26 protein-coding genes and 2 pseudogenes are annotated in these 26,376 nt (G+C 73.0%); 13 read left to right on the forward strand and 15 right to left on the reverse strand.

The features are described 5' to 3' along the window. The 3 genes and pseudogenes from ABTY15_RS30710 to ABTY15_RS30720 all read left to right on the forward strand — a co-directional run. Positions 1-552 (forward strand): sigma-70 family RNA polymerase sigma factor (locus tag ABTY15_RS30710; protein WP_350602381.1); only part of this gene is annotated, 552 nt, incomplete at its 5' end. A gap of 68 nt (positions 553-620) precedes the next feature. Next, positions 621-1,220 (forward strand): annotated as a pseudogene (locus tag ABTY15_RS30715) (enolase C-terminal domain-like protein); the annotation flags it as partial. A gap of 172 nt (positions 1,221-1,392) precedes the next feature. Continuing rightward, a complete protein-coding gene (locus ABTY15_RS30720; RefSeq protein ID WP_350602382.1) occupies positions 1,393-1,758 on the forward strand; it encodes an STAS domain-containing protein in 366 nt (121 codons plus the stop codon). Positions 1,759-2,061: 303 nt separating this feature from the next. On the opposite strand, the gene ABTY15_RS30725 is transcribed toward ABTY15_RS30720, so the two are convergent. Further along, positions 2,062-2,313, reverse strand: coding sequence for a hypothetical protein (locus ABTY15_RS30725; protein WP_350602384.1), 252 nt, complete (start codon positions 2,311-2,313; stop codon positions 2,062-2,064). Positions 2,314-2,576: 263 nt separating this feature from the next. Between ABTY15_RS30725 and ABTY15_RS30730 the strand changes: the two genes are divergently transcribed. Next, entirely contained in the window at positions 2,577-3,035 is a 459-nt protein-coding gene (locus tag ABTY15_RS30730) for an SRPBCC family protein (protein ID WP_350602385.1), read from the forward strand. Positions 3,036-3,206: 171 nt separating this feature from the next. Here the strand turns inward: ABTY15_RS30730 and ABTY15_RS30735 are convergent, their stop codons facing one another. Together ABTY15_RS30735 and ABTY15_RS30740 are read right to left on the reverse strand one after the other, a co-directional pair. Beyond that, on the reverse strand, positions 3,207-3,851 hold the full coding sequence (locus ABTY15_RS30735) for an HAD-IIIA family hydrolase (protein WP_350602387.1): 645 nt from the start codon (positions 3,849-3,851) through the stop codon (positions 3,207-3,209). Between the two features lie 71 nt (positions 3,852-3,922). Next, on the reverse strand, positions 3,923-4,483 hold the full coding sequence (locus tag ABTY15_RS30740; protein ID WP_350602388.1) for a hemerythrin domain-containing protein: 561 nt from the start codon (positions 4,481-4,483) through the stop codon (positions 3,923-3,925). A gap of 186 nt (positions 4,484-4,669) precedes the next feature. Here ABTY15_RS30740 and ABTY15_RS30745 point away from each other — a divergent pair, with 186 nt between their 5' ends. Beyond that, positions 4,670-4,963: a helix-turn-helix transcriptional regulator gene (locus tag ABTY15_RS30745; RefSeq protein ID WP_350602389.1), complete on the forward strand. Its 294-nt coding sequence runs from the start codon at positions 4,670-4,672 to the stop codon at positions 4,961-4,963. A 160-nt stretch (positions 4,964-5,123) separates the two neighbouring features. Here the strand turns inward: ABTY15_RS30745 and ABTY15_RS30750 are convergent, their stop codons facing one another. Next, the gene (locus tag ABTY15_RS30750) at positions 5,124-5,288 is read right to left on the reverse strand and encodes a hydrophobic protein (protein ID WP_350602390.1); all 165 of its coding nucleotides are present in this window, start codon (positions 5,286-5,288) and stop codon (positions 5,124-5,126) included. 428 nt (positions 5,289-5,716) lie between these two features. Between ABTY15_RS30750 and ABTY15_RS30755 the strand changes: the two genes are divergently transcribed. Next, positions 5,717-6,064, forward strand: coding sequence for an STAS domain-containing protein (locus ABTY15_RS30755; protein ID WP_350602391.1), 348 nt, complete (start codon positions 5,717-5,719; stop codon positions 6,062-6,064). A gap of 59 nt (positions 6,065-6,123) precedes the next feature. Here ABTY15_RS30755 and ABTY15_RS30760 read toward each other — a convergent pair whose 3' ends face one another. Beyond that, positions 6,124-6,966: an alpha/beta fold hydrolase gene (locus ABTY15_RS30760; RefSeq protein ID WP_350602393.1), complete on the reverse strand. Its 843-nt coding sequence runs from the start codon at positions 6,964-6,966 to the stop codon at positions 6,124-6,126. A gap of 4 nt (positions 6,967-6,970) precedes the next feature. Further along, positions 6,971-7,612: a dihydrofolate reductase family protein gene (locus ABTY15_RS30765; RefSeq protein WP_350602394.1), complete on the reverse strand. Its 642-nt coding sequence runs from the start codon at positions 7,610-7,612 to the stop codon at positions 6,971-6,973. A 276-nt stretch (positions 7,613-7,888) separates the two neighbouring features. Between ABTY15_RS30765 and ABTY15_RS30770 the strand changes: the two genes are divergently transcribed. Further along, positions 7,889-8,365 carry a hypothetical protein gene (locus tag ABTY15_RS30770; protein WP_350602395.1) on the forward strand — a complete coding sequence of 159 codons (477 nt, stop codon included), beginning with the start codon at positions 7,889-7,891 and terminating at the stop codon, positions 8,363-8,365. A 201-nt stretch (positions 8,366-8,566) separates the two neighbouring features. Beyond that, positions 8,567-11,614 carry a LamG-like jellyroll fold domain-containing protein gene (locus tag ABTY15_RS30775; protein WP_350602397.1) on the forward strand — a complete coding sequence of 1,016 codons (3,048 nt, stop codon included), beginning with the start codon at positions 8,567-8,569 and terminating at the stop codon, positions 11,612-11,614. A gap of 130 nt (positions 11,615-11,744) precedes the next feature. On the opposite strand, the gene ABTY15_RS30780 is transcribed toward ABTY15_RS30775, so the two are convergent. Further along, complete coding sequence (locus ABTY15_RS30780; protein WP_350602399.1) at positions 11,745-12,026, reverse strand: tautomerase family protein; 282 nt, start codon at positions 12,024-12,026, stop codon at positions 11,745-11,747. 43 nt (positions 12,027-12,069) lie between these two features. On the opposite strand from ABTY15_RS30780, the pseudogene ABTY15_RS30785 reads away from it, so the two are divergent. Continuing rightward, a pseudogene (locus tag ABTY15_RS30785) lies at positions 12,070-12,459 on the forward strand (MarR family winged helix-turn-helix transcriptional regulator); the annotation flags it as partial. A gap of 284 nt (positions 12,460-12,743) precedes the next feature. On the opposite strand, the gene ABTY15_RS30790 reads toward ABTY15_RS30785, so the two are convergent. Beyond that, positions 12,744-13,418 (reverse strand): hypothetical protein, encoded by a 675-nt coding sequence (locus ABTY15_RS30790; RefSeq protein ID WP_350602400.1) that lies wholly within the window; start codon positions 13,416-13,418, stop codon positions 12,744-12,746. 206 nt (positions 13,419-13,624) lie between these two features. Between ABTY15_RS30790 and ABTY15_RS30795 the strand changes: the two genes are divergently transcribed. After that, positions 13,625-13,975 (forward strand): hypothetical protein, encoded by a 351-nt coding sequence (locus tag ABTY15_RS30795; protein ID WP_350602401.1) that lies wholly within the window; start codon positions 13,625-13,627, stop codon positions 13,973-13,975. Between the two features lie 180 nt (positions 13,976-14,155). Here the strand turns inward: ABTY15_RS30795 and ABTY15_RS30800 are convergent, their stop codons facing one another. Further along, the gene (locus ABTY15_RS30800) at positions 14,156-14,614 is read right to left on the reverse strand and encodes a MarR family winged helix-turn-helix transcriptional regulator (RefSeq protein WP_350602403.1); all 459 of its coding nucleotides are present in this window, start codon (positions 14,612-14,614) and stop codon (positions 14,156-14,158) included. Continuing rightward, a complete protein-coding gene (locus ABTY15_RS30805; protein WP_350602404.1) occupies positions 14,607-15,365 on the reverse strand; it encodes an alpha/beta fold hydrolase in 759 nt (252 codons plus the stop codon). The genes ABTY15_RS30800 and ABTY15_RS30805 overlap by 8 nt, the downstream gene beginning before the upstream one ends. A gap of 335 nt (positions 15,366-15,700) precedes the next feature. Between ABTY15_RS30805 and ABTY15_RS30810 the strand changes: the two genes are divergently transcribed. Further along, positions 15,701-16,696, forward strand: a complete 996-nt coding sequence (locus ABTY15_RS30810; RefSeq protein WP_350602405.1) for an SDR family NAD(P)-dependent oxidoreductase — start codon at positions 15,701-15,703, stop codon at positions 16,694-16,696. 27 nt (positions 16,697-16,723) lie between these two features. On the opposite strand, the gene ABTY15_RS30815 is transcribed toward ABTY15_RS30810, so the two are convergent. The 4 genes from ABTY15_RS30815 to ABTY15_RS30830 all read right to left on the reverse strand — a co-directional run bounded on the left by ABTY15_RS30815 (position 16,724) and on the right by ABTY15_RS30830 (position 22,690). After that, positions 16,724-17,632 (reverse strand): hypothetical protein, encoded by a 909-nt coding sequence (locus ABTY15_RS30815; protein ID WP_350602407.1) that lies wholly within the window; start codon positions 17,630-17,632, stop codon positions 16,724-16,726. Positions 17,633-17,730: 98 nt separating this feature from the next. Next, complete coding sequence (locus ABTY15_RS30820; RefSeq protein ID WP_350602409.1) at positions 17,731-18,090, reverse strand: hypothetical protein; 360 nt, start codon at positions 18,088-18,090, stop codon at positions 17,731-17,733. Between the two features lie 492 nt (positions 18,091-18,582). After that, the gene (locus tag ABTY15_RS30825; RefSeq protein WP_350602410.1) at positions 18,583-19,653 is read right to left on the reverse strand and encodes a hypothetical protein; all 1,071 of its coding nucleotides are present in this window, start codon (positions 19,651-19,653) and stop codon (positions 18,583-18,585) included. Between the two features lie 286 nt (positions 19,654-19,939). Further along, positions 19,940-22,690, reverse strand: coding sequence for a DUF6493 family protein (locus ABTY15_RS30830; protein WP_350602413.1), 2,751 nt, complete (start codon positions 22,688-22,690; stop codon positions 19,940-19,942). A gap of 400 nt (positions 22,691-23,090) precedes the next feature. On the opposite strand from ABTY15_RS30830, the gene ABTY15_RS30835 reads away from it, so the two are divergent. Then, positions 23,091-23,522, forward strand: coding sequence for a hypothetical protein (locus tag ABTY15_RS30835; protein WP_350602414.1), 432 nt, complete (start codon positions 23,091-23,093; stop codon positions 23,520-23,522). Between the two features lie 405 nt (positions 23,523-23,927). After that, a complete protein-coding gene (locus tag ABTY15_RS30840) occupies positions 23,928-25,358 on the forward strand; it encodes a hypothetical protein (RefSeq protein ID WP_350602415.1) in 1,431 nt (476 codons plus the stop codon). A 439-nt stretch (positions 25,359-25,797) separates the two neighbouring features. On the opposite strand, the gene ABTY15_RS30845 is transcribed toward ABTY15_RS30840, so the two are convergent. After that, the gene (locus tag ABTY15_RS30845; RefSeq protein WP_350602416.1) at positions 25,798-26,214 is read right to left on the reverse strand and encodes a peptidase inhibitor family I36 protein; all 417 of its coding nucleotides are present in this window, start codon (positions 26,212-26,214) and stop codon (positions 25,798-25,800) included. Between the last annotated feature and the right edge of the window lie 162 nt (positions 26,215-26,376).

Below are 26,376 nucleotides of genomic sequence, written 5' to 3' on the forward strand. Positions count from 1 at the left end.
ATCCCCACCATCGCCGGCGAGATCAAGCGCTTCTTCCGCGACACCTCCTGGCCCGTCCGCGTCCCGCGCAGCATGCAGGAGCTGTACCTGAGCGTCGCCCGCGGCTCCGACCGGCTGGAACAGGAACTCGGCCGGCTCCCGTACCCCGACGAGATCGCCCGCGACCTCCACCTCACCGAGGAGCAGGTGATCGAGGGACTGGTCGCCGGCCGCGTCTACCGGCCCAACTCCCTGGACGCGCTGCGCGACCAGGACACCGACGAGAGCGGCAGCGCGCTGCTCGACCGCCTCGGCCACTGCGACCCGGGCATCGAACTCGCCGACTTCCGCACCGCCGTACGGCCCCTGCTCGGCCACCTGCCGCAGCGCGAGCAGATCATCCTCAAGCTCCGCTTCTGGGACGGCCGGACCCAGTCCGAGATCGCTGCCCGCATCGGCGTCTCCCAGATGCACGTCTCCCGACTGCTCACCGCCACCCTGGCCCGGCTGCGCGAACAGCTGGAGGACCGCGACGCCCCGGGCTGGGCCGACCAACCGCAGGACCCGGGCTGAATTCTCCCTCCCACCCGGGCGTTTCCGGCCCCCCGCAGCGGATAGCCGCGCTGCGGGGGGCCGTCGGTGTGAAGGAGGAGCGTCGTGTCTCCCAAGGTTTCCGACCACATCCTGGAACCACCTACTCCGCCGACCGGCAGGAGCGGCAGCTGCGCCACTGGACCGAGAACCAGGGCATCCCCCGCGTCAAGATCAAGATCGGTGAGTCGTGGGGCACCCGCGAACGGTGCGACCTCAAACGCGTCCACGCCGCCCGCGCCGCCGTCGGCGACCGGGTCGAGCTCTACACCGACGCCAACGGCGGCTACCGCCGCAAACAGGCCGTCCGGATCGGCACCGCCCTCGCCGACGAAGGAGTCACCTGGTTCGAGGAACCCGTCTCCTCCGACGACCTCACCGCCCTGCGCGCCGTCCGCGACGCCGTCCGCCCCGACGTCACCGCGGGCGAGTACGGCCACGACCTCGCCCACTTCGCCCGCATGCTCACCGCCGTCGACTGCCTCCAGGCCGACGCCACCCGCTGCGGCGGCCTCACCGGCTGGCTGCGCACCGCCGCCCTCGCCCAGGCACACGGCCTGGACATCTCCGCCCACTGCGCCCCCCACCTGCACGCCCACGCCGCCGCAGCCGTCCCCAACTGCCGCCACCTGGAGTGGTTCCACGACCACGTCCGGATCGAGCACCTGCTCTTCGACGGCACCCTCGACCCCACCGGCGGCCCCGTCACCCCCGGCGCGACGGGGCCCCCGGCCACGGGCTGCGCCTGGCGCCCGCCCGGTCGGCCGAACACCGGACGGCGTGAACCGCGCGCCGGGCCCGAACCGACAAGGAACCCGAGCCATGACCCGCCGAGCACCCCCCACCCAGCACACCCCGGCCCCGGGCAGTTTCGCCGTCCACGCCCGGCCGTGGGCCCGCGGCACCGTCCTCGCCCTGTCCGGCGAACTGGACCTCGACTCCGTCGACGACCTGCGGACGGTCCTCGACGAAGCCCTGGCCACCCCCGCCACCACCGTCGTACTCGACTGCGCCGAGCTGGAGTTCTGCGACTCCACCGGCCTCAACGCAATGCTCCGCGCCCAGGCCCGCGCGGCGGCCGCCGGCAGCAGGATCGAACTGGCCCGCCCCCGCCCGCTGGTCCTGCGCATGCTCGAACTGACCGGCGCCACCGACGCGTTCCCGATCCGGCACACCACGCCGGAGTGAACCCGCACCCCCGGACGAGAAAGGACAAGACCGATGACCGGGACCGCGGCCGCGCTCTTCGACGTCGACGGCGGCCCGGTGCGACCCGCGGCCGCCCGTCAGCCGCGCGGCGCCCGGGCCGGGCGGGCCGCGCACTCCAGCAGCAGGGCGTGGACGAACGCCTGGGGCAGGTTGCCCCGCTGCTGGTGCTGCGCGATGTCGTACTCCTCCGAGAACAGCCCCGCCGACCCGCACAGCCCCGGGTGGCCTCGAACCAGCGGGCCGCCTCGACGGCGTCGCCCCGCTGGTGCTCGGCGAGGGCCATCAGGAAGCCGCACAGCACGAACGCCCCCTCCGCCTCGGCCAGGGGCGCTCGTCGTGCCGGAAGCGGTAGACGTAGTGGCCGTCGGCCAGTTGGTCGCGGCAGGCGCGCAGGGTGGCGGCCGTGCGCGGGTCGTCCGCGGCCGGGCAGCCCCGGACCGGCGGCAACAGCAGGGCGAGATCGGGCGCCGGGTCGCCGGGGGAGCGCTGCCACCGGCCCGAGGGGTGCAGGGCATGCCGGGAGGTGTGAGCCACCAGCCGGTCCGCCAGCGCGCTCCAGGCCGCGGCGGTCCCGTCCGGCCGCCTTCGAGGTGCTCCGCGCGCACGCCCGCCGCAGCGGCACCGGCGTGGCCGACGCGGCCCGCGCCCTGGTGGAGGGCCTGCTGGACCCGGCCACCGTCCTGTCGCACTGAGCGCCACCCGCCCGCCCAGCCGCGGGACGGTTACACCGCCACCGGTCGGGCAGACGCGCGGTCGGGCCGGGAAGGGCCCGGCCGCAACCCGCGAGGAGGCCCCAGATGAGCATGGTGAAGGAGTCGGTCGACGTCGACGTGCCGCTGCGCACCGCCTACAACCAGTGGACGCAGTTCGAGGAGTTCCCCCGCTTCATGGAGGGCGTCGAGTCGGTGACCCAGCTGGACGAGCGCCACAACCACTGGCGCACCAGCATCGGCGGCGTCACCCGTGAGTTCGACACCGAGATCGTCGACCAGCTGCCCGACGAACGGATCGCCTGGCGGACCATGGACGGCGACGTGGAGCAGAAGGGCGCCGTCACCTTCCAGCGCCTCGACGACCGGCACACCCGCGTCCACATGGCCATCGACTTCCGGCCCGAGGGTATGGCCGAGAGAGCTGGCGATCTGATGGGCGTCATCGACCGGAGGGTGAAGGGGGACCTGCGGCGCTTCAAGGACTTCATCGAGCAGCGCGGCCGGGAGGACGGCGGCTGGCGGGGCCGGATCAGCCCCGGCTGATCCCCGCCGCCGAGCGATCCCGGCAGCCCGCGGCCCCGGCCACCCGTGGCCGGGGCCGCGCCATGCCACCGGGGGGGGGAGCCCAACGCCGCGGTGGCTGCCGGTTCCTGGGCAACGTCCGTGTCGTGCGCCGACCGTGACGATGGCTCTCCTGCGCGGTGGCCGGCCCGGTCAGCGCCGCAGCGCGAGGTCGGCGGCCTGCTCGGGGCCGTCCGCGACCCGGCAGACCGTCAAGGTGCAGGGCGGACACGGCCCGGCCACCGGTCCGGCCGCCTCCGGGACGCGGATCGCGTGCGCACCGGCTGCCAGGGCGGCGGCGATCACGGAGTCGCTGCACCCGATCACCGTGACGCGCGACGGCGGCAGGCCGAGTGCCCGGCAGGCAGCCGCCGCCAGGGCGGGCGCGGGCGGGCGGCAGAGGCAGCCGTCGTGCGGACCGTGCGGGCAGACCGCCCAGACGTCGAACGGTCCCAGCATCTCCTCCGCGCGGGCCTGGACGGCCTCGACCTGTCCGCGGCCGATGAGGCCGCGTGCCACACCCGGCTGGTTGCTCAGCACGCCGGGCGCCACACCGGCCCCGCGCAGCACCGCGAGTGCGGCCCGCACACCCGCCATCGGGTGGACCATGGCGGGGTCGCCGTTGCGGGCGACGGCCTGGAGGAGAGCGCCGTCGCGGCCGAACAGCACGGCGCCCGTCGGGCCGTCAGCCGCCGCGCCGCCGGAGCGGGTGAACAGCCACGGTCCGCTCCGGTCCGTGCACTCGCCGCAGGAACGCGGCTGCGGAACGGCCGGTACGGGTTCTCGGAGGTACGCCATACTCCTGCGGGTTGCCGCCGTACGGGGCGCCAAACCCGGAGGTTGCTCCCTTGCTCCCCCTGCTCCCCGGCTCACGGCGAATGCCACCGCTCACGGGTGCCGTGCCCGGTGAGGTGGTCCCGGACGGCAGCGATGGCCCCGGTGCCGGGCGGAAGCCCCCAGACCGGCGCGTCCGGCCGCGCCGCGCGGGCACCGCGCAAATGCCGCGCGCAGCGGCGCAGTTCCTGCGCCGTGGCACGGGCGCGCAGGGCGGGAAAGAGCCGCTCCTCCTCCCCACGCAGGTGGGCACGGAGTACGACCAGCAGGGCTGCCGTGCAGCGGCGGTGCTCGGTGGACGACAGCCGCTCGTCCGCCGCACGCTCCAGCAGCCGACGGATCGTCGCGTGGGTGTGCACGGCGGCGTCCGCGAGCGCGCCGCCGGCCGGCAGGCGTCGACGGACCAACGGGTACAGGTGGTCCTCCTCGGCGGCGAGATGGACGTCGAGCAGGCGCCGCAGCGAGCACAGCAGCCGCAGGCCCTCCTCCGGGGCGGGCCCGCCGTTGGCGCGGGCGCTGTCGAGGCGCCGCAGCACCGCCTCGACGGCTCTGTGCTCGGCGCACAGTCCGCTGGGGAACCCCTCTGCGCCGTTCATCGGACACCTCCGTCCGGCTGGTTGCGTGGACCCCGGTGAACGGCTGCGCCTGCCCGGTTCGCGCCGTACCAACCCCCGGCGTCAGCCCGCCACCCCACGCCCCGCCGACCGTCCGCCCCCACCCGCCGGGCACGAATCCGCTTTCGTGCTCCCGCATGCGCGAAAGCGTGGCCATACGCTGAGACCATGGACGACCGGCCGGCAGGCTCGCGACAGTGGACCTTCCTGACCAACCACGCCCGCGTGCTGGTGCAGATCGCCCGGGATCCCGGCATCAGGGTGCGCGACATCGCCACGCGCTGCCTGCTCACCGAGCGGGCCGTGCAGCGGATCATCGTCGACCTGGAGCAGGCCGGCTACCTCACCCACGAGCGCCGGGGCCGCGCCAACCACTACCACGTCATCGCGAGCAAGCAGCTGCGCCACCCGGCCGACGCGGGCCCGACCCTGGCGGAGCTCCTGGCCGCCCTGCTGCGCTGACGGATCAGCCCGGGTAGGGCTGCGACACGCCCGCCGCCGACACCGCCCGCCGCCGGCCTCGCAGGCACGGCGCCCGCAGCGCGGCGCCGTGCCTGCGAGGCCGGTGACGGACTGTTCGAGGCCCGTCACGATCCGGCCCGCGTGTGTGCGCGGGCGGCGGTCACCATCGGTACCACCGCCGGCCGTCGGCGCCGCCTCCGGCGAACGCGAATCCGAGGGCCCAGAGCACCAGGACGGCCAGCGCGATCCACCACAGGACGTGTACGGCGAAGCCGGCTCCGGCCAGGATGAGGACGAGCAGGAGAACGAGGACGAGTGCAAGCATGGGGATCGTCCCTCTCATGGGTAGCGGGTGTTCCGGACACCGCGTGTGCCCGGCACGGCGCCGTCCATGCACCAGGTGGGTGTTCGACGGGGAGCCGCTCTGCTCCGGGTCCGGCTCCTGCCGTTCCGACGGCCCGTCAGATGCGTCCCGCCGACACGGCCGGCGTCGTCGTCCAGTTCGTTCGTTCTCGTGCCCGTCGGCTTCTCGTCAGCCGTACGTGCGTCGCAGGAGCTCAATTTCACGCATTGCCATTGACGAATCACCGTTCACGTATCGGTTGACGTGAGAGGGAGTTCGGCGGACGCTGGAGGTGTCGTTCCGTGTCGCTCCCAGGCAGGAGACCCGAGACCATGTGCGGTAGGCCGCCCGTGGCGCGCTCCGCCACCCCGATTCCTCCACCTCCCGTGCCCACCGGCGGACGCCTGCCCGTGGACCTGGGGATCGCCGACGGCCTGCTGGTCCAGTTCGCCACCCGAGGGGACCGGGTCCGCGCGACGGTGCGCGGAGAGATCGACCTCGACGTCGCCGAGGGCCTGGGCGAGGCCCTGGAAACCGCGCTGGAGGCCAGCCGTGCGGGGCTCGACGTCGACCTGTCCGCGGTCACTTTCTGCGACAGCGCCGGCCTCAACCTCCTGCTGCGCCTGCGCAACACGGCGCACCGCACCGACCGCACCGTCGCGATCACCCGGGCCGGTGCCCAGGTCGAGCGTCTGCTCGCGATCACCGAAACGACCGGTCTCTTCACCCAGGACCGGGGGGACGGCCTCACCTCCTGACCCCGGCCCCCGCCGCCCTCGCCCCTCCGCGCCCCTCCGCGGCTCTCCTCCCCCCTCCGCTACCCGAGCTTGAGCATCGCCTCGGCGACCTCGCCGACCGCCGCGTCGGGGATCGCGGTGGCGGCCTCGTCGAGGACGAGCGGCCGTGCCCCGGGGATCTCGCGCGCGAGCGCCTCGCCGTTGCCGACGGGGAAGAACCGGTTGCGGCGGCCGTGGACGACGAGCGTGGGGACCTCGATCCCGGGCAGGCGCTCGCGCCAGCGGGGTGTGCAGTCCAGCCGGGCGAACACCAGGCCCAGCTGGTTGGCCAGCTGGACCGGGGGAGCGGTGGAGGGCGTGCGGTCCCAGACGCGCGCGGCCAGGGCGCGCGCGGCGGCGGGGTCGTCGCCGAGGATCTGCGCGCCGGCGGCCGCGAACTCCGCGACCGCCGCGCGGTCGGCCCAGTCGGGCATCGGACGCGCGAACAGCCGGCTCATCGTCGCCCGGTCATGGTCGGGGAGGTCGTCGTCGGGCGGTCCGGGGGCGACCGCGCGGGTGCCGACCAGGGTGAGCGCGCGGAACGCGCCCGGATGGTCGAGCACGGCCACCTGGGCGACCATCCCGCCGACGCCGATCCCCGCGAGGTGCGCAGGCGCCCCGCCGAGCGCGTCGGCCAGGGCCGCGGCGTCGGCGGCGAGGTCGCGCAGGGTGTAGGCGGGCGCCTGCGGGTCCGCCGTCGTGGACTCCCCGCTGTCCCGCAGGTCGTAGCGCACCACCCGGCGCCCGCCGGCGGCGAGGCGCTCGCACAGCGCGTCGGGCCAGGAGAGCATCGTCGGTGCGCCCGCGAGCAGGACGAGCGGGGTGCCCGGGTCACCGAACGACTCGACGCCCAGGGCGATCCCGTGGACGTTGACGGTGGTCATCGGATCACCGGGCGTCGTCGTGCCCGAGCCCGCGGTCGGGCGCGCTCATGTCGCCCGTCGCGGGTGTGCCGTCGGCGAGCCCGTAGCGCAGGTACACGGTGCCCTGCGGGCCGGCCACCGGCGGTTCGAGGAGCGTGAGGTTCGTGGGCACCGCGCCACCGTCGAACACCTTCTTCCCGACGCCGAGCACGATCGGGTGCACCCACAGGTCGAGCCGGTCGAAGAGCTTCTCCCGCAGCAGGCTCTGCACCAGGTCCAGGCTCCCGACGACCTTCACGTTCTCGTGCCGCTCCCGGATCTCGCGCACCGCGCCGGCCAGGTCCGGGCCCAGCTGCGTGGAGTCGGCCCACGACAGGTCGGGCGTGCCGCGGGAGGCCACGTACTTCGGGACGCGGTTGAACAGCTCGGCGATCTCGCCGTCCTTCTGGTGCGGCCAGTAGCCGGCGAAGATGTCGTACGTCCGCCGGCCGAGCAGCAGGGCGTCCGTGCCCTCGTACGCGGCGAGGATCTGCGCCCCGGTGACCTCGTTCAGCAGCGGTGCCTGCCAGCCGCCGAACGGGAACCCCACCGGGTCCTCGTCCGGCCCGCCGGGCGCCTGCCCGACGAGGTCGAGGGTCGCGAACAGCTCGATGTGGATGAGGCCCATGTCTGTACTCCCGATGCTTTGGTCGTCCCCGTCGAGATGTAGACCCCCCGCCGCCGGAAAACTCATCGCCACGCCGACACCCGAATTTCCGCACCCCCCGCCCGCCGACGCCCCCCGCCGCTGCCGCCTGCGTCCCCGCGTGAGGAGCTCCTCGCTCTGGCGGTCGCAGACGTCGTGATTCCCGGGGGCGGCACGTGCGTGTCATCCGTGGGCGGTCTGGGTGGCGGCACCCGGGTGACGCTTCCTCAGGTCCGCTGGTACTGCCAGAATCCGCAGGTGAAACACACGACCCACCGTCTCACCCCCGCGCAGAAACGGCGCCAGTGGATCAGCGGCCCGCTCTTCCTGGCGGGCTCGGCCTATTTCCTGTACGTCATCCTCAGCCGGCCCATGAACGAACGGACCGCTCTGGTCGGGATCCTGGTCGTCCCGGCGATGGCCGTCATCGGCACCGCCCACCTGCTTGCCCTCCTCACCAGCGTCACCTTCGACGAGCACGAGCTGCGGTGGACCGCCCTGTGGGGCCGTCGCAAGCGATTCGCCTGGTCGGACATCACGAACGTCGAGGTGGTGAAGAAGAACGAGCGCGCCAACTCCCCGGAGGTCGTACGGATCACGCACCGGGTCCGCGGCATGTACGACCTGCCGGTGCTGATAGGTCTCCCGGGCAGCTGGCGGGACCCCGGCTTCGAGGCCAAGGCCGCCGACCTCGTCACGACCTGGCGCGCCGCCACGGCAGCGGCCACGAAGTAGGACCACTCCCGGACGAGCGGCGTCGCCGGCCACCACCGCGCGGCCGGCGCCCGCCCCGGCTCGACGCGGCCGTTCGTATCCACCCTCTATGATCCCGCCCGGGGGGAAGGTCGCTGAACTGGTACGACACCGCGGTGTCCGCTCTCCCTTCGGCGACGCGCGCCCGCGCCGTCGACTCGACGACCGGGAGACGACTACTCGGTGATACTCACTCAACGCCTGGGTCGCGGGCTGCTCGCCGGCGCCTCGGCGCTCGCGCTGGCACTGCTGCCCACCGGCCTCGCGCCCACCACGGCGGCCGCCGCACCCGCTGCCGCACCGTCTGCCGTGCCGTCCGCCGCATCAGCCGGTGACGGGTCCGGGCCGACGCCGGTGGACCTCGACACCACGCGCGCGTTCGCGGACACCTTCCGGCTGGACCCGGCTCTGGACACCGACCCGCTGTACGGGCTGAACGTCGGGCTCGACGCCCGGCAGTCGCCCCCGGCCGGGCAGCACGGGATCTCCTACACCCGGGTCTCCGGCCGCTGGGACACCTCGGTCGCGCCCGACCAGTGGTTCGTCCAGACCAGTCATCCGGACCACCCCAACCAGCTGATGTTCGCCAAGGGTGTCTCCGCGGTGATGCTCGGCGCGCCGGCCGTCGCGGACGGCACCGGCCGCTACACCGTCTCGACGGTGATCGACCCGTTCGTCGGTGACACCGCCGCCGGCGACTGGGGCTCGATCGTGCTGAGCCGCAGCCACCGCAGCAACGGCTACGTCACCGGCGCCGACGTCGACCTCGGCCTGACCGTCACCTCGGGAGGCAAGCTCGCGCTCTTCCACGGTGGCGGCGGCGAAACCCCGTTCTGGACCGGCACGGTGGCGCCCACGGCGCAGTACGCCGTCTCGCTCACCGTCTCCACCGGCGCCGACCGCGCCGTCACCCTGACGGTGAACGGCACCCCGTTCACCGTCTCCGCGCCGGCCGGGGTGACCCGCTGGCCGGGCAGCGAGTTCCTCTACCTCGGTGCCTACCTCTCCAGCCCGGACCGCGTGACCACCTTCGGTGACGGCGCCGGCCAGGGCCTGAGCGTCAGCGCGGTGGACACCGGTGCCACCCGCAGCGCCAAGCCGCTCGTCGACACCTTCGACGGCGCGCCCAACGCCACCGCCGACTTCGGCCTCAACCAGGACCTCGGCGCCCGCCAGCCGAGCCTGGTCTCCGCCGGCTACACCGCCGTATCGGGCGTCAAGGGCCTGGCCCTCGACCCGCCGGCGGGCTCGGTGCAGGTCAACAGCCCGGCCAACCCGAACGTGCTCTCGTTCCCCAAGGGCACCGCGGCCGTGCGCCTGAACAAGCCGGCCACCTCGGACGTCCCGACCGGCGCCTACACGGTGCACGCCGTGCTGACCCCGCTGGTCGGCAGCACCTCCGGCCAGGACTGGGCCTCCCTCGCCGTCAGCAACGCTTCGGGCGGCACGGGCGCGGTGGACGCCGAGGACGTCGCGCTCGGCCTGCGCGTCCAGGCGGACGGCGCTCTGACGCTCTTCCAGGGCGGCACGCCGACCGCCCTGGCCGCCGTCCCGCCGGCCGACTCCTACGAGGTGTCGCTCGCGCTGGCGGCCGGGGACCGGCAGCAGGCGAGCGTGAAGGTCAACGGCGCGACGGTGTTCTCCGGCCGCACCGCCGCCAAGCCGCCCCGCGACGGCTACGTCTCGCTCGGTGCCCACCACTCGGCGGCCGGTCAGGTCACCACGGTGGACGACCTGCGGGTCTCCATGCTGGGCGGGCTCGGCTACTACGGGTACTTCGACATCCGGGACCCGGACTCGTCGAACTACGGCGTCAACCACGCGCCGGAGGTGGCGCAGTGGACCAACCTCAACACCTACCTGCGCGGCCAGGACCGCCGCCTGGAGTTCCTGGACCAGTGCCTGCCGGCCTCCTGCGTGATCGACCTCAACCAGGAGACGGTGGTCCCGAGCTCGTCGGAGAACAGCTGGCAGTTCGCCCCGAACCCGAACGCCGCGCAGAACCTGCTCGACCTGGTGCGGCGGATCGGACCGAACATCGACAAGATCGCCGCCGTCGACATGACGGACGAGGCCTACTCGCACGGCCTGAGCCCCGCGCAGGTCCAGACGCAGGCCGAGCAGATCAGGGCCGCGTTCCCGGACAAGCTGCTGATCATGAGCCTCGACCACTGGAACGCCGAGCAGACCGCGCCGATCCCGTCCACCGTCGACATCGTCGGCTTCGACTACTACTGCGTGGGCCGCGGCGAGATCCAGTGGCGGCTGGCGAACCTGAAGACCTTCCTCTCCTCGCCGGACCAGCACCTGATGCTCTTCCCGGAGTCCACCAACGAGCAGGGCATCGCCGACGGCTGCTCCGGCAAGACCGACGCGGACGTCGCGGCGTACAACGAGCAGTACCGCGCGATCGCCGCGCAGGACCCCCGCGTCGTCTACCTGCAGAACTTCCGCTGGCTCGGCCCGGACCAGCCGAACAAGGTGCCGCTGACCGTCGCGGCCCAGCAGAGGATCGGCAAGGCCGTGGTCAACGCCACGCCCACGCCGGCGCCGGCTTCGGCGGGCGTGTACCGGCCGTCGGACGGCAGCTTCGGCGAGGCCGCCCACAACGGCTGGTTCACCGGGCAGACCGTGTTCGGCGGTGGCGGCAACGCCGTCCCGCTGACGGGCCACTGGAACGGGCCGGGCACCAACACCATCGGCGTCTACCACCCCGACACCGCGACCTTCCAGCTGTCGAACGACAACGCCACCGTGGCCGCCACCTTCCCGTTCGGCGTCCCCGGCGACATCCCGCTGGTCGGCGACTGGAGCGGACAGGGGCGGACCACGGTCGGCGTCTACCGGCCCGGCGACCAGACCTTCTACCTCTCCGACGACAACTCCACCGTCAGGTACCGGATCAAGCTGGGCAACGCGGGCTGGAAGCCGCTGGTCGGCGACTGGGACGGCAACGGCACCACCACCGTCGCCGTCTACGACCCGCAGACCCAGACCTTCTACCTGAACGACTCCAACCAGACGGAGAACCCGCGTCCGGGCGTCAGGTTCGGCAACCCCGGCGACCTCCCGATCAAGGGCGACTGGGACGGCACCGGCAAGGAGACCATCGGCGTCTACCGGCCCGGTGACCAGACCTTCTACGGGGCCGCCGAGAACTCCAACCTGGTGATCTACAGCAAGAAGTTCGGCAACCCGGGCGACGTCCCGCTGGTGGGCAACTGGGGCTGACGCCCCGCCCCGTCCCGGACGAAAGCCGGTCCGACGCACCGTCCGAACAGGGCGCCCTCCCGACCGCCGCCACGGCGATCGGGAGGGCGCCTTCGGACACTCACGGCCCCCCGCACGCCAGGGTTGATGCTCAGTCGGCCGGGGGCGGGTCGACTTCGCCGCCGACGCCGGAGCGTCCCGCGGGAATGCCGACGATGTACACGGTCACGTGCTCTCGGACGGTTTCGCCGAAGACCTCGGCCACGGCGTCGGTGATGGACGCGATCAGTCGCGTGGGGGCGTCGCCCGTCCCCGGCAGGTGCAGCGCCGCTTCACGCACGTTCAGCGAGACGACCGGTGCGTTCACCGTGGCGGGTACGCCGCCGGTGCCCCAGCGGTTGCGCGGGATGCCGAACAGCTCGACGACCGCCATCGGGCGGGCTCGCTCTCCGTAGACCCTGACCAGCGCCTCGGTCAGGGCGAAGCGGATCCCGGTGCCGGAGGAGCTCCAGTCGCTCGCACTCGCGCCGCGGCACCTGTCGCTGCTGTCCTGCCTGCTGTTCGACGGCCCCATGACCGTGAACGATCTCGCCGCCCGTCTGGAGGTCGCCCCGACCACCGTGAGCCTGATGATCGGCGAGCTCAGCCGCAAGGGCATCCTGGAACGGCGCGAGGACGAATCGGACCGGCGTCGGCGCATCATCAGCATCACCGATGGCAAGCGACCGTCCATCGATGGCTGGCTGGCGCGGGGCGCGCACGCCTGGCGTCAGGCACTGGCCCCCCTGGCCCCCGAAGAGCGGCAGATGTTCGTCCGGACTCTCCAGGCCTACGAGGCGGCCATGGCCGATGAGGAAGCTGACTGACGACGGGGCCCCGAGTGCTTACTCGGGGCGCTGGCATCTGGGGCACAGCTCGTGCCGGCCCTCGGGTGTGATCACGGTGCCCCAGCTGCGGCATTCTTCGCAGCCGCGGGCCCGGTCGATGTTTGCGCGGACGGTAGGAGCATGGGGGTGGGCTCCATGGGTCATGGGTGATTTTCCTCTGTAGAGCACTATCACTTACGCCCAGTTTGCCATGGTTCGTATAGATATGCGGAATGGGTCGCTGGCGCTCCTCTTCCGCGCCCCGGCTACATCCGCCCCTGCCCCTACGCCTGCGCCTGCGCCTGTCGGCGCTCGGCCGGCGGTGCCCCGTGCCAGCGCCAGTCCTCTCGGCGGGGGCGGTCGGGCGTATCGATGCGCCCGGTGGCCCACAGAAGTGTCGACCAGGCGCCGCCGACGACGGGGACGTCGGGGAACAGTCGTGCGAGGACCCGTTCGCACAGGTCCTGCGGCGGCTCCCAGGGGCGGTCCGGGTTCTGGACGACGTCGTGGGTGTGGACCAGGGCTTCCACGACACCCATCGCGGCGAAGCCTTCGGGGTCGGAGGCCCCGAACACGTGCGGGGCCAGGGTGGTCGCGTCGGCCGTGTCCACGGCGGCCGCGAGCAGCCCACCGCACGCCTGCACGACGGTCAGCAGCCCCAGGGGCCCGGCCTCCCGGTCGGCGAAGATCACGTTGGCCGGGCCACCCGGTCGGTCCCCGGAGACGCGCAGCGGGACGCGGGGTACGGCGATGGGGCGGGCGAGCCCGAACCGCAGGGCGTAGGTGAGCAGATCGTCCGCGATGTGCTCGACGGTCTCCCAGCGCGTCCACTCCAGGCCGTCGGCCCGTTCGTGCCACAGCGCGGTCGGAACGCCGTCGAGGACGTCCACGCAGCAGGCGACGGCCTGACGTATGTGATCCCCGCTCACCAGCGGCTTCTGCTCTGCGGACTGTGCCATGCCGGGAGCCTACAAGGCCGCGTCGAACGGCCCGTCGCGGCCACCACCAGGCCGCCGCTGCACCGGATTCCGACGGCACCGCCGCGGTCGGCACGGGCCCGCGTAGCATGTGGCCCCACGGCCGGAGGCGGAGTGCGACCACGGGGGGCGGCGTGACGGAGTCGGCGGGTTTCGGGTGTGAGGCGTGCTGCGCCGAGGACGCCTCGGTGGCGCGGGCGCACCACCAGAGCCTCACCGGGGTCCGGCTGGAGAAGATGATCCAGGACGACTCGCACTTCATCGTCTCCGTCCAGCGCTGCGGCCTCTGTTCGCAGGCCTTCGTGAGCGTCTTCACCGAGTACGTGGACTGGGCCGCCTCGCGGGACGCGCAGTACCGGACCGTGCTGCCGATCACGGACGCCGAGGCGGACGACCTGATGGCGGGGCGGCTGAGCCCGCACCGGGCCGGCGCCCTCGGGCGCGGCCGCCGCCATCTGCAGAGCGACTGGCCGAGCGGGGCCGACGAGCCGTCCGTGTACTGGGACAGCGGCGTGTTCGAGGTGCGCGAGGGCTACTGACCCGGCCGGGCCCGGCCCCCGGGCCCCGAACTCCGGGTGCCGGGCGCCCGGCCCCGCCGCGACCTCGCCGCCGGCCGGCAGCCGCAACGCCGACCTCGAGCCGGAGTCCTGCCCCCGGCCGGACGCGGGAGCGTGCGGGTCCGTCCCGGCCTGGCGGTGGCGTCGGTCGAGGGCGGGGTGTCAGTCGAGGGCGAGGCGTTTGTTGAGGGCCTCGCCCGAGGGCAGGGGGTCGATGAAGCGGTGCAGGAACGTGAGCATCGCGTCGGTGTCCAGGCCCTCGCAGGCGGCGTCCGTCGCGGCGTAGAGGAACTCCTCGATCTCGGCGACGGCGGTGGCCAGGCGTTCGCCCTCGGGGGTGAGGCTGAGCTGGAGGTAGCGGCGGTCCGCGGCGTCGGTGCGGCGCTCGACCAGCCCGGCCGCGACGACGCGGTCGACCAGCCGGCTGGGGTTGGTGCCGCTCTCGCACACCAGGAGCTGCCCGAGCCCGTTGAGGCTCAAGGTGCCGTGCTGCTGGAGCAGGCGCAGCACCTCGGCCTGTGACGGGGTGATGCCGTGCGGTTTGAGGGCCTGGATCAGCAGCCGGTTGCCTTCGCGCTGGGCTGCCAGGATCGCGAACCGCAGGTGTTCGGCCTTACGCATCGGCGTCCTGTCGGGAGGTGGTCGGCAGGGTGGCGAGGAAGTCGTTGACCGCGGCGGCGTAGCTGGCCGGGTGGGAGAAGCGGAACATGTGGCCGGTGCGCGGCAGCACGACCTCCCGGGCGTCGGGGATGCCCGCGAGCATGACCTTGGAGGCGTTCTCGCCGATCAGCACGTCGTGGGAGGGGGTCAGGATCAGGGTCGGGACCTGGACCCGGCCCAGCGCGTCGACGTAGTCGGCGGTGAGGACGGCCCGCAGGCGGGCGCCGAAGGAGGGGGCCGGGGTGTTGGCGAGGAAGAGTTCGCGGCTGCGCGCCTCGCTCCAGGGCACCTGGCCCTCGCCGTCGAACGGGGAGGTGAGGCGGTGGGCGTGGGCGCGCAGTGTCAGCTGCCGGTAGAGCGGCCCGCGGGCCTTGCCGATCGCCTGCATCAGGGCCTTCCAGGGCTTCGAGTCGACCGGGTTGGCCGCGAAGCCGCCGGACACGACCAGGGCGCGCAGGCCCTTCGGCCGGCGGGTGGCGAGCGCGAGCGCGATGTTCGCGCCGAATGAGTCGCCGACCAGCACGTAGTCGTCCAGGTCCGCGATGGCGCGCTCGACGTGGTCGGCGTAGCGCTCCATGTCGTCGACGCCCTCGGGCAGGCGCAGCGTCCGCTGGGGCACGTCGCCGTAGGGGGCCATCTGCTCGGCGCTCCACGGGGCGCCGGAGAAGCAGGGGATGAAGACGAGGGTCGGGCCCTTCTCTGAAGCGCTCATAACGGACACATTACACGACACATGTGTCGTGGCACATGTAATCCAGGTCATATTCCGGGTCTTTTTGCATGTGCCCTGGTGGAGGGACGTACCTGTGTTCCCCGGGAGACCTGTGTCAGGCCAGCCGTCAGCCGGTGTCACTTGTTCTTGATCGGCGGGGGAAGCCACGGCTGTCGCTGCGTCGGGCCCGCGCGATGCCGGTCGGCTGTCAGCGGGGACAGCGACCTGCCGGCGGGATGTGGGCGGCCCCCGGGACCGTGGGAACCGGGCGCGGCCGGCAGTGCATGTGCGGGCCCGCTCTCCTCGAGACCACTCCGAACTTCCGGGAGCCCGCCATGCCCTCCGTAGTGCCCTCCGTACCCCAGGCCCGGCCATGGGACGTTCACCGGCTGCCTCGTGCTCGGGGAAAGAGCTTCCTGGTCACCGGCGGCAACGCGGGCATCGGGTATTTCCTCGCCGAGCAGCTGGCCGGCACCGGGGCCGTGGTCGTACTCGGCAGCCGGGACAGGGCGAAGGCCGAGGACGCGATCGCCTCCATCGGCTCGCGCGTCCCCGGCGCCAAGGTCAAGCACCTGCCCCTGGACCTGGCCGACCTCGCTTCGCTCAAGGCATCCGTGGAAGCGCTCGGGCTGGACCGCCTCGACGCGGTCGTCCACAACGCCGGGGTGGCGCTCGACCGTCCACCGCGCCGCGAGACCGCGGACGGCCACGAGCTGATGTTCGCGACCAACCACCTGGGGCACTTCGCGTTGACCCACCACCTGGCCCCCCTGCTCATGGCGACCCCGGGGAGCCGGATCGTCACCACCGGCAGCTTCGCCGCCAAGTCCGAACGCCTGGACCTCGACGATCTCCAGAGCACGCACGACTACCAGCCCAAGCGCGCCTACGCGCGCTCCAAGCTGGCCCAGATGCTCTTCGCCCTCGAACTCGACCGCCGCCTTCGTGCCGCCGGCAGTACGACGCTGAGCGTGCTCGTTCATCCCGGTGGCGCGCTCGACTCCCTCACCCCTTCGCGCCCGCCGATCCACGTCCGGACCACCGGCGAGCGGCTGAGCCGTCTGCCGCTCGGCCTTGTCGTCCAGGGCAAGGACGCCGCCGCATGGCCCGCTGTCCGGGCTGTGCTCGACCCGGGCGTGCGCGGCGGCCAGCTGCTGAGTCCCCGAGCGTTCGGGCTGCGCGGTACGCCCAGGACCGAGCCCCTCTGGAACCACATCGCCGACACCACGACCGCGGCACGCCTGTGGGCGGCCAGCTGCGACCTGACCGGCACCGACCCGACGTTCACCGCCCCCGACAGGGTTCGGCGAGCCCGAAGGCCCGGCGCCTGAGCCTGCGCCACCCCACCCTTCCCTCCGCTACCCGGCCGCGCCCTGCGCGACGACCTGCTGCGCGTCGGCGACGTGCCGGCTGACGCCGCGCGCGAACGTCGCCAGCTCCTCCGGGTGCGCCGCGATGTACTGCCGGTCGTAGGCGGCCTGGACGGCGACCGCGATCCCCATGAAGTTGGTGGACCGCTTGCAGGCGTCATCGGCGGCCGCGGTGGCGAGCTCGGCCGGGGTGTGGTCGCCGGACGCTCCGGCGCCCTGCGTCCGGTCGCGCCAGCGCGGGTCCATGTAGGCGTCCGCCGGGGTGGCGTAGGTGAAGCCGCGGTCCTTCATGCAGCTGCTCCACTGCCGGTCGGCGGCCACGACGCGAGGATCCGTCAGGGGCTCCTTCGGCCCGCCGCCGGGCAGGGCGGAGGGGTCGGAGCTCAGGAACACCGCTCCGCCGACGGCGTCCAGGCCCTCCTGGAGGCAGCCGCCCTTGGGGACGGCCCGGCCCTGGAAGTCCGTGACCGGAGTGCCGGCCGCGTCCCGGCCGGTGAGCACCTGCAAGGTGGCGGCGGAGGACGGCTGCCCGGTGCCAGCGGCTACGACGGCGTCGTAGCCGCTGGTCGCGACGCGGTCGGGCGCGAAGTACCCGTAGAGCTGGGACCGGACGTCCCGGTCGGCGGGCTCGGCCCGGGCCGGGTCCGGACCGGGGGGCTCCGTGATGCCCAGCCGTCGCAGACAGCGGGCACTCGTCAGGTAGGCGGCCCGTTCCACGGTCCGGGTCTGCGCCGCGGTGGGGAGGTAGACGTCGATCGGGCGCACCACCTGGCCGACGCCGGTGATGGTGGGGATCTCGCCCAGCTGCGGGGGAGCCGGGCGGGTGCCGCCCGTGCCGCAGCCCGCGAGGGCCGTCAGCAGGACGAGCGTCAGGGCCGAGGTCGTGGAGCGCTTCATTTCCGTCCTCCGGGAGCGGGCGCGGCGGAGCGGCACCCGCCACGGGCGACTGCGGGTCGGTGGCGGGTGCCGGATTCACGGGCCGGTGGGGCCGGGGATCACGTCCAGTTCGGGTTGTCGATCTCCAGCGCGTAGGTGATCACACCGCCGAGGTTGCCGGTGGACTGACCGGGCTTCAGCTTGATGACGCCGCTGGAGTTGTAGAAGGCGGCCCAGTTCCAGTTCGTCGACTCGTAGATGACGTGGTCGATCTGGCCGATCCCGAACAGGCTGCTGGTGTTCTTGTAGCCGATGGAGCCCGCGGCGCAGTAGTTGCCGTTGCCGCTGGTGGTGACCGTGAGCCCGTTCGTCGGGCAGCCCACCGCGCCGATGGCGTTCGCCGGCGCCGCCACGGCCACCCCGGCCAGAGCGAGGCCGGCGGTGGCGGTGAGGGTGAGGAGCTTCCTGCCGATCTGCATGGGGATTCCTTCGATCGAGGTATCGGGATGTCGAGGCGCCGGGGTGATCGCGGCCACAAAAAGAATCGCCGTCGGACGCAACGACGGCGCGAGCCGCTCAACCGGAGCCGAACAGCCGCGAAACCACCCCGAAGTTGTACGGAGCACGACATGTTCGCCACCGTCAGCCGCCGACCCACCAGGGGGAGAGGGCTGATCGAATTGCGCCCCACCGTGTAGCCCCCAGCCCGGCCCGTCTCCCACCCCCCAAGCCCGGCGCGCGCCACCGCCCTGCGGCGGGTGGCGATATCGACGGCGGCTCGGCGAAGACGGGCCGGCCGCTCGCCACCCGGCGGGCCGCCACCACCGCCCGCCCGCGTCTCCACGACGGGCCGTACCCGAGGGCCCCGGGCGGGAGGGCATGACCCGCAGATCAGGGCCACTCGGACACAGAGCGGCCGGCCCCTGACCGCACGTCACGTCACCGCACGCTCCGGGGCGACGGGCCGCGGATCAGGGTGTGTTCAGGCCGAAGTCCTGCGCGGTGGTGTTGCTGGCGCCGGGGCTCCCGACGTTGTCGTTGATGGTGATGTTGTTGAACATCGGCAGGATGCCGCTGAGGTTGATGGGCAGGATCGGCCCCGCCCCGTTGCCTCCGCCGTTGTTCCCGCCGGCCTGTTCGTAGGTGATGGTCACCGAGGCCGGACCGGTCGCGGGTCCGGAGGTACCGCCCGCCGGGACCCGGTTGGACCCGCCACCGCCGCCACCGGACCCGTAGGTCCCATCGGATCGGATGGAGTCGCAGCCGCCGCCTCCGCCGCCGCCGAACCAGCCGGCTCCGCCACCTCCGGCGGAGTAGGGACCCCCGCCGTTGCCGCCGGTACCGGCGCCACCGGGGGTGCCGGGGGTGGCGGGGACGGTCCCGCCGGTGCTCGGGCACGCGGCTCCGCCCGCGCCCGGGGTCGTCTGGGTTCCCCCGCCCCCGCCGCCGCCGCCGTTGGACCTGCTGCCGCCCGTCTGGCCGGTGACTCCCGCGTTTCCTCCGGTCGACTCGGGGGCCGAGATGCTTCCCCCGCCGGCTGCTCCGCCTCCGCCTCCGCCCGCGACGATCAGCCGGGGGTCCGTGGCGGTGTTGCCGGTGAGGAAGCAACTGGGGCTGGTGGAGTCGCAGGTGCGCACGTCGCTGGCTCCGCCGCCGGCGCCGCCGTCGGCGAAAGAGCCACCCGCCGTACCTCCGCCCGTGTCGACGTTGACGTAGAGGGTGGTGGCGCCCGCCGGCACGTTGACGGTGCCGGTGACGGTGGAACCGCTTCCACCCACTGCTCCGTTGGTCCCGCTCTGCCCCGAGGCCCCGGTGGCGGTGATGGTCACTTGGGTGACGCCGGACGGGACGACGAAAGGCTGGTTGGCGCCGGGGGTGAAGGTGACGCTCACCGGTGCCGCCTCGGCGGGCGTGGCCAGGGGCAACACCAACGCCACCGGCACCGCCGCCGTGGCGAGGAAGAGGGTGCCGCGCCGGACCGGATGCCGCAGCCGCTCGGCGCCACGTCGTGCGGATACCGCATGGTGCATGGTCAGTCTCACGCTCGGAACTCCTCGACCGGGGATGCCGACTGGGTGGGTTACGGCACCCTTCCTGGGACCGTGCCACGATCAAGCCACAGCAGGCCGTGACCGACATGTCGACACACCGTCAGGTCGCTGCCCATGACGAACAGTTCTCCTGGCGAGTCAGGTGGTGACGCCCGTCTCGACTCCTCGACGACACTCCTGGCCGGCGGAACGACAAGGAGGGCTTCGTCCAGGAAGCCCTCGCCGCTCCAGCCCAGGACGAACATCCGGGACCTCGCCCGGATCGCAGGAATCTAGATCACGAGGCGAGTATTCGGGCCAGCCGGGCCGCCTCCGTCCGGACGCGGCGGGGTGCGGTCGAAGCCGTGAGGGCGTCGAGGGCGGGCAGAGCGGTCCGGATGCCGTCCGCCGCCGCGCATTCGGCGGCCAGCGCGAGGGCGTCCGCCAGTCCGCGCACGCCCGGTTCTTCGGCGGCGAGCACGGTGATCAGGGCAGTGAGCACCTCCCAGACCGGCCTGCCCGCACCGCTGCGCGCGGCGTCGGCCAGGACGGGCAGGAACCGGTTCGGCTTGGCCGCCGTCAGCCGCCACAGCCCCGCGATCCACTCGCCGAGCACCTCGGGACGCAACCGCCCGCGCGCGTTCAGGACCAGCAGGGCGTCCAGGGCCACGGTGCGGTTCTCCGAGCGGGCGGCGGTGAGCCCGTACACGAGCGCCAGGTGGTACACCGCTGCGGGCTGACCTGGGACCTCGGCGAGTCGGGGCAGCCAGGGGTTGAGGACGTGATGGCTGGAGGAGTTCGCCTGGGACACCAGGGAGGGCAGGCCGTGCGCGGCGACGGTCTCCGGATGCCAGGGCGCCACCCAGGGCAGCTGGGCGAGCACGCTGGGGCGCGGCGCCGCCATGCCGACGAACAGACCGGCTTCGGCCGGGTCGGGCAGGGCGTGGAGCAGTCCGGTGATGCCTTCGGGGACAGGTCCGGCGGCGTGGACGAACGGCGCGATACGAGGAATCGTGTCGAGCACCCCGTACGGGGCGGCCCGCTCAAGCTGGCCCGGCAACTGGGTGTGAAAGGCGTCCGGCGTGGGCGGCGGGGTGTGGGCCGGGAGCTCGCAGCCGAGTTCGGCGGCGGCCGAGCGGGCGGCTGACAACGCGTCCGGAGGCAGCCGGAGCAGGGACTGGGCCAGGTCGGCGGGCCAGGGCAAGGCCCCGGCGGCCCGGTGCGCCGCCAGCCGCTCTGTGAACACCGCCGGATCGACGGCGCCATCGGCGGCGGTCGGGGTGGCGAGCAGCAGTGGCACCGGCGCCTGCCCGATCCGGGATGCGACCTCCAACACGCGTAGCACGGGAATGCTCCCCGGACTACGAAGGTGAGCGGGCCAGTCGAGCATTTCGGCGGCGTGCTGCGCCGCCAGGTGGCTGCGGCCGGTCAGGGCGTCGAGCAGGCAGCCGAGTGCTTCCTCGAGGCGGTGGACCTGCCAGATCGTGATCGGTTCGTCGTCGCGGCCCGCGGTGAGCGGAGCGAGGGCAGCCTGGAGGGCCGCGGCGTCATGGTGGTGCTCGGCGACGAGGGCGGCGAGCACTACCTCGAACTCGCCCGGGTCGGGCACCTGATCGGCCATCACGGCCGCCAGCCGCTCGGCGAGGTCTAGCGGGCCGGCGGGTGCGGCGGGCAGCGCGGCCTGGCCCATGGGCGGTGCGACGGCGTGCGGTTCGGCGGCTTCCTCCTCCGCCGGGGCCTGGATGGCCAGCAAACGATGGGCCTCGGGCCGCAGGGCCGGGCCGAGGACGGCGGCGGCGCTGCGCACAGCCTCGGCGGTAGCCGGGGCGACCCCGGACAGGTGCTGAGCGGCGAGCCGCAGGGCGCGCTCCTGGACGGCCGGAGCCGGGTGGGCGAAGGCCACGCTGACGGCGGGCAGCAGGCCGTCCGCCGTGGTTGGGTCGCGGCGCAGGGCGGCGGCGGCGCGGCTCAGCTGGGTGGTGGCGAGGGTCTTCTCCGGGCGGGCCAGGACGGCGGCCGTCAGCTCGGTGAACACCTCGGCGGAGAGCCGGTCGTCCACGGGCACCAGCGCCGCCTGGGCGGCCTTGGCGGCGATCGGTGTGCCGTCGGCGGCCAGCCGGACGTGATCGCGGACCCAGGCGAGGACCTCCTCGGGGTCGAGCGCCAGCGCCGCGTACAACTGGAGGAACCCTCGCAGGTTGCCGGGCCGGTCGCCGCGCAGGAGTTTTCCGAGGCAGAGGTCGATCAGCTCGGCGCGGTCGAGCACGCCCTCGCCCGCCAGGTTGGTGAGCGCCCTGGGCCACTCGTTGTCGGGCCCGAAGCGGGCGGCGTAGGGATCGGTGAACTCGGCGCCGACGTCCGGAACTTCGAACAGACGGCGGACGAACTTGGCCAGCCTGGGCTGGGCGCGCAGCCAGGAGAGCAGGGTGTCGTGGTGCGGCACCGGCTCGCGCAGGCCCTGCTTGGCGAACCACTCGCCGATCTCGCGGTGGTAGGGGTAGCGAATCGCGCCGCCCTCGCGCACCCAGCCGATCAGGTAGCCGTCGGTGATGGGGAGTTCGGCGCCCGACCAGACGGCGAGGCCGTGGGTGATCAGCCACCGGCCGTGGTTGCCCCGCGCGGGCAGCCACTCGGCGAGCCGGACTGCGAGTTCACGGTGGAATGCCTGGTCACGGTGCGGTGAGAGCAGCGCCATCAGCAGGACGTGGTGGTCCGGGTTGGTGGAACCACCGCCGGGCAGGGGCCAGGTGATGTCGAGCAGCGGGCGGGTCGTCAGCCACTCGAGGGCCTGGGCGGGAGTGGCGGCGCAGTGGATCCCGGCGAACTGCAGTGCGGCGAGCTGGTCGTAGGCGGCGGAATACCGGTTCCTGTCGCCCGAGGAGAGCTCGCGCGAGAGCTCGGCGCGGAGCTTGCGCAGCGGAGTACGCAGATGGCTCAGCTCGGCGGCGGGCACGGGGGAAAGCCGCTTGATCACCCCCTGCGGAACCCGCGCGGCGATGAGGGCGCGCACCTCCTCCCAGCTGATCGTCCCGCTCCTGAGATCCGTCACGATGCCCCCCCTCCACCAGGTCTGATCGACGTTCGTGAACATAGCGCTCCCCACTGACAGCCGTGCGGCCGGGCCTCCCGGGCGTGACCACAGGGCTGCCGGGCGAGCTCGGGGCAACGGGAGGCCGTAGAAGAGCTGGAGGCCGCCCGGGAGGCGAATGCCGCGCTGCGCCCGTGCTGGACGTGCCGGGGCTCGATCGGCGGCAAGGAGGGCTCGGAGCTGGAGCTGCGGGAGAAGGGCGGTCCGGACCGGTTGGAGTGTCCGCAGTGCGTGGCCGACCGGGAGGTGGAGGGGCTGGCATGGCGGGTCGGTGATCGGCTGAGCAGCCTTGTTCTCGGGCTGGGGGTTCATGGGTTGGTTGAGAGGAACCAGGCCGTGATGGGGCCGGTCCACCTACCGGATGCAGGCCGAGTTGGGTAGCACCACGGTCGAGTTCTTCGGCGAGGGAACCACCGTGCCGGACCTGCTGGCGGCCGCCCGTCGGTATCTGACGGCGGCTTGCCCACCAGATCGTTCTCTCACCTCGCCGGACAGCCTTGCTGCCGCCCTGCATACGTGGCTGGAGGACTTCCACGGCTCTTGGGATCCTGACCGGACAGCGCGCTGGGCTGCCGAGCGGTCCGCTCTGCTCGGGGACCCTTCAGCCGCCCATCCGCTCCTCCAGCCGCCGCCGGGCGGCCACCGCACCCGGGTACAGCCGGACTCCGCCGGGTACGTGCGGGCCGCGGGCAACGACTACCTGGTGGGGGAGTGGGGAGCGTGGCGCAGGCTCACCGTGAAGGTCACCGATGCCGAGGTGGTGATCTGCAGCGGCGCGCTGACGGAGGTATGAGGCGAGGCCGGGAAGGGGGCCGGGACCGGGCAGTGACCTGGTCGGATGCCGGTTCCTCTCCGGCTCGCGCGGGTCGTTGCGACACGCGAGGTTTCTCAGTCACCTCGCTACCTCGAAGTGATCGGATCGAGGTATCTAATGATGTTTTGTCATGATTTCTAGTCAGGTGTCCTGTGGTGCTGATGTCTTGTCGCTTGGGCGGTGCGGGGCGCTTCGTTGTGAGGAGAGGTGAACCCGCGGATGAGTGCTCGTACGCGTGGACAGGGCGATCTGCCGTGGTATCGGGTCAGCCGTCAGCGGCCCGTGGTCGGGTTCGACAGGGCCCTGGCCGGTGGGACGATCCCGGTTGGTGCCGTCGGTGCGTCCGACCCGGCCGGCTCGGGTGGACGGCGTGGGGAGCGTGGTGTGGGGGTGGTCTCGGTGGGGGGCGCGCTGCTGTCCGGTATGGCGTTGCTGGCGGCCGCGGCTCCACCGGTGGCCGCCGCGCCGGCGGAGGCCGCGCCAGTGCGGGTGCAGCGGGCTGATCCGTCGCAGACGTTCACCTTCACCGGCGCTTCGCAGACTTTGGCGGTTCCGGCGGCGGCGGTGGTGACGATCATCGCGGACGGCGCGGGTGGCGCCGACAACACCGGCACCTCCTGTTCCGTCACGGGGGCCGGCGGGGCAGGGGCGCGGGTGGTGACCACGCTGCCGCAAACCACCGCACCGACGACCTTCACCGTCAACGTCGGCGGCACCGGCGGCAAGGGCTGCAACGGCACCGGGACCCCGGGGGCCGGTGGGTTCAACGGCGGCGCCCCAGGGGGGAGTTATCCGCTCGCTGGTTTCCAGTTCGAAGGTCCGGGCGGGGGCGGGGCCTCCAGCGTCAGCACGGGCGGGTCCCTGCTGGTGGTCGCCGGCGGCGGCGGTGCCTCCGGCGGCACCGGAGCGGGCTCCACGGGAGGGAACGGAGGAAACGGCGGGACAACGCCGGACGCCACCGACGGTACCGCGGGAACCGCCACCGGCCCCGGGGCCGCGCCGGGACAGGGCGGGGGCGGTGGCAGCACCAGCACCAGTACCGCGGGGGCCGGCGGGGCCGGCGGCACCGTTCCGTCCTGTGCGGTCACGGGCGGCGGGCCGGGAGGCGGGTTCTCCGGTGCCACGGTCGGTACCGGCGGCGCCGGGGGCAGCTTCGGCGGCGGCTGCGCGGCCACTCGCATCGCTGCTGGTGGCGGCGGTGGGGGCGGGTACTTCGCCGGCGGGGGCGGCGGCAGCGGTGCCGTCAACAACACCGGCACCTCGGCGGGTGGGGGCGGCGGCGGTGGGGGCAGCAGCTTCGCCACCCCCACGGGTACCGGCACGAGCTACGCGCTGTCGACGATCGGGACGGCGAACCACAACGGCCAGGTGATCATCTCCTACACAGTCCCGTCCTTGACCATCACCAAGACCCACACCGGGCACTTCACCCAGGGCCGGGACGGGACCTACACCATCACCGTGGGCAACGCCGCCGGGGCCGCCCCGACCGACGGCACCACGGTCACCATGCAAGACACCCTCCCCGCAGGACTCAAGGCCGACAGCATCAGCGGCACGGGCTGGACCTGTGACCAGGGCACGCTCACCTGCACCCGTAGCGACGTCCTTCCCGCCGGGAGCAGTTACCCGCCCGTCACGCTGCAGGTCGACGTCTCCTGCAGGGCCGACGACGAGGTCACCAACGTCGCGGTTGTCACCGGGGGCGGCGACACCACCCCTCACACCGCCACCGACCTGACCAGGATCAAGCACCACAAGCACGACGCGCACGACAAGCACGACATGCGCTGCGACCGCAACGAGCACTGGTAGACCAACCAACCCCGGGTTCGCCTCCACCGGCCCGCGACCACCGCGCCGCCGTCCGGGCGACCGCGACGACCCGTCGGACCATCGCCAACGCGATCGTCGGCCGCCGGTAGCGATCTCTCGAAGCACAACCCACCCCAGCGGGCCCGCCGTACCCGGCTGACGGCGGAACACCGAAGGCGCTGGCCACCCAAGGTGGTCGGCGCCTTCGGCATGTCGGGTGGTGGGTCAGAGCTGCTTCGGAGCGGCCTCGGTGGTGGCGGCCAGGACGAAGCCGGCCGTCCCGGCCGGCACCCCCTGCTCGACGCGCTCGACAACCCGGACAACCGCGCCGCTTACGACCAGCGCCAGAAGGAGAGGGGGAACAAGGCCCGGCGTGTGCGGGACGCGGAGCGGCGTGTTCCCGTGGTCGCACCGGCCGCGGGGCCGGTGCGGCGGGAGTCTACGAGAAGAACTGCAGGGAGGACGCCTTGTCGTTCCAGGAACTGTCGAGGTTGCCGTATCCCCACGATCGGATCGCCAGCTGTCCACCCCCGTAGTTCGCGTGTTCGTAGAGCACCGCCGGCAGGTTGGAGTTGTTGTAGTACGAGCTGGCTGCATCATTGAAGTTGTAGTCACCCAGGTAGGACACGTTCGAGCGGGTGACCAGGATCGGAGCACTGCCGCCCCCGTTGTAGTTGACGTCCCGGTAGAGGCACAGCCGGCCCGACGGACAGCTGCTGGCGCCCTGCCCGTTCGTGAGATAGGTGTCGGCGGCCAGGTCCTCCGCCTGCACCGTCGGGACGGCGTACGCCGGCACCGTCAGCAGTCCGGCCGCCAGGGCCGCCACCCCGGCGGCAAGTACGACTCGCGACTTCATGGGAACTCCTCAAAGTTCATGGATTGTGTACGGATCGTGCCTTCGGATATTTCCACTTCGCCGGCGAAACCATGAGCGACTGTCACCCGAACGGCGACTTAAAGCATTCGTTCGCAAGCTAAGAGTGGTCAATGTCCGGGAGGGAGCGCGCCTCGGACGGCG

This window comes from Kitasatospora sp. NPDC097643 (assembly GCF_040302625.1).
GTDB lineage: Bacteria > Actinomycetota > Actinomycetes > Streptomycetales > Streptomycetaceae > Kitasatospora.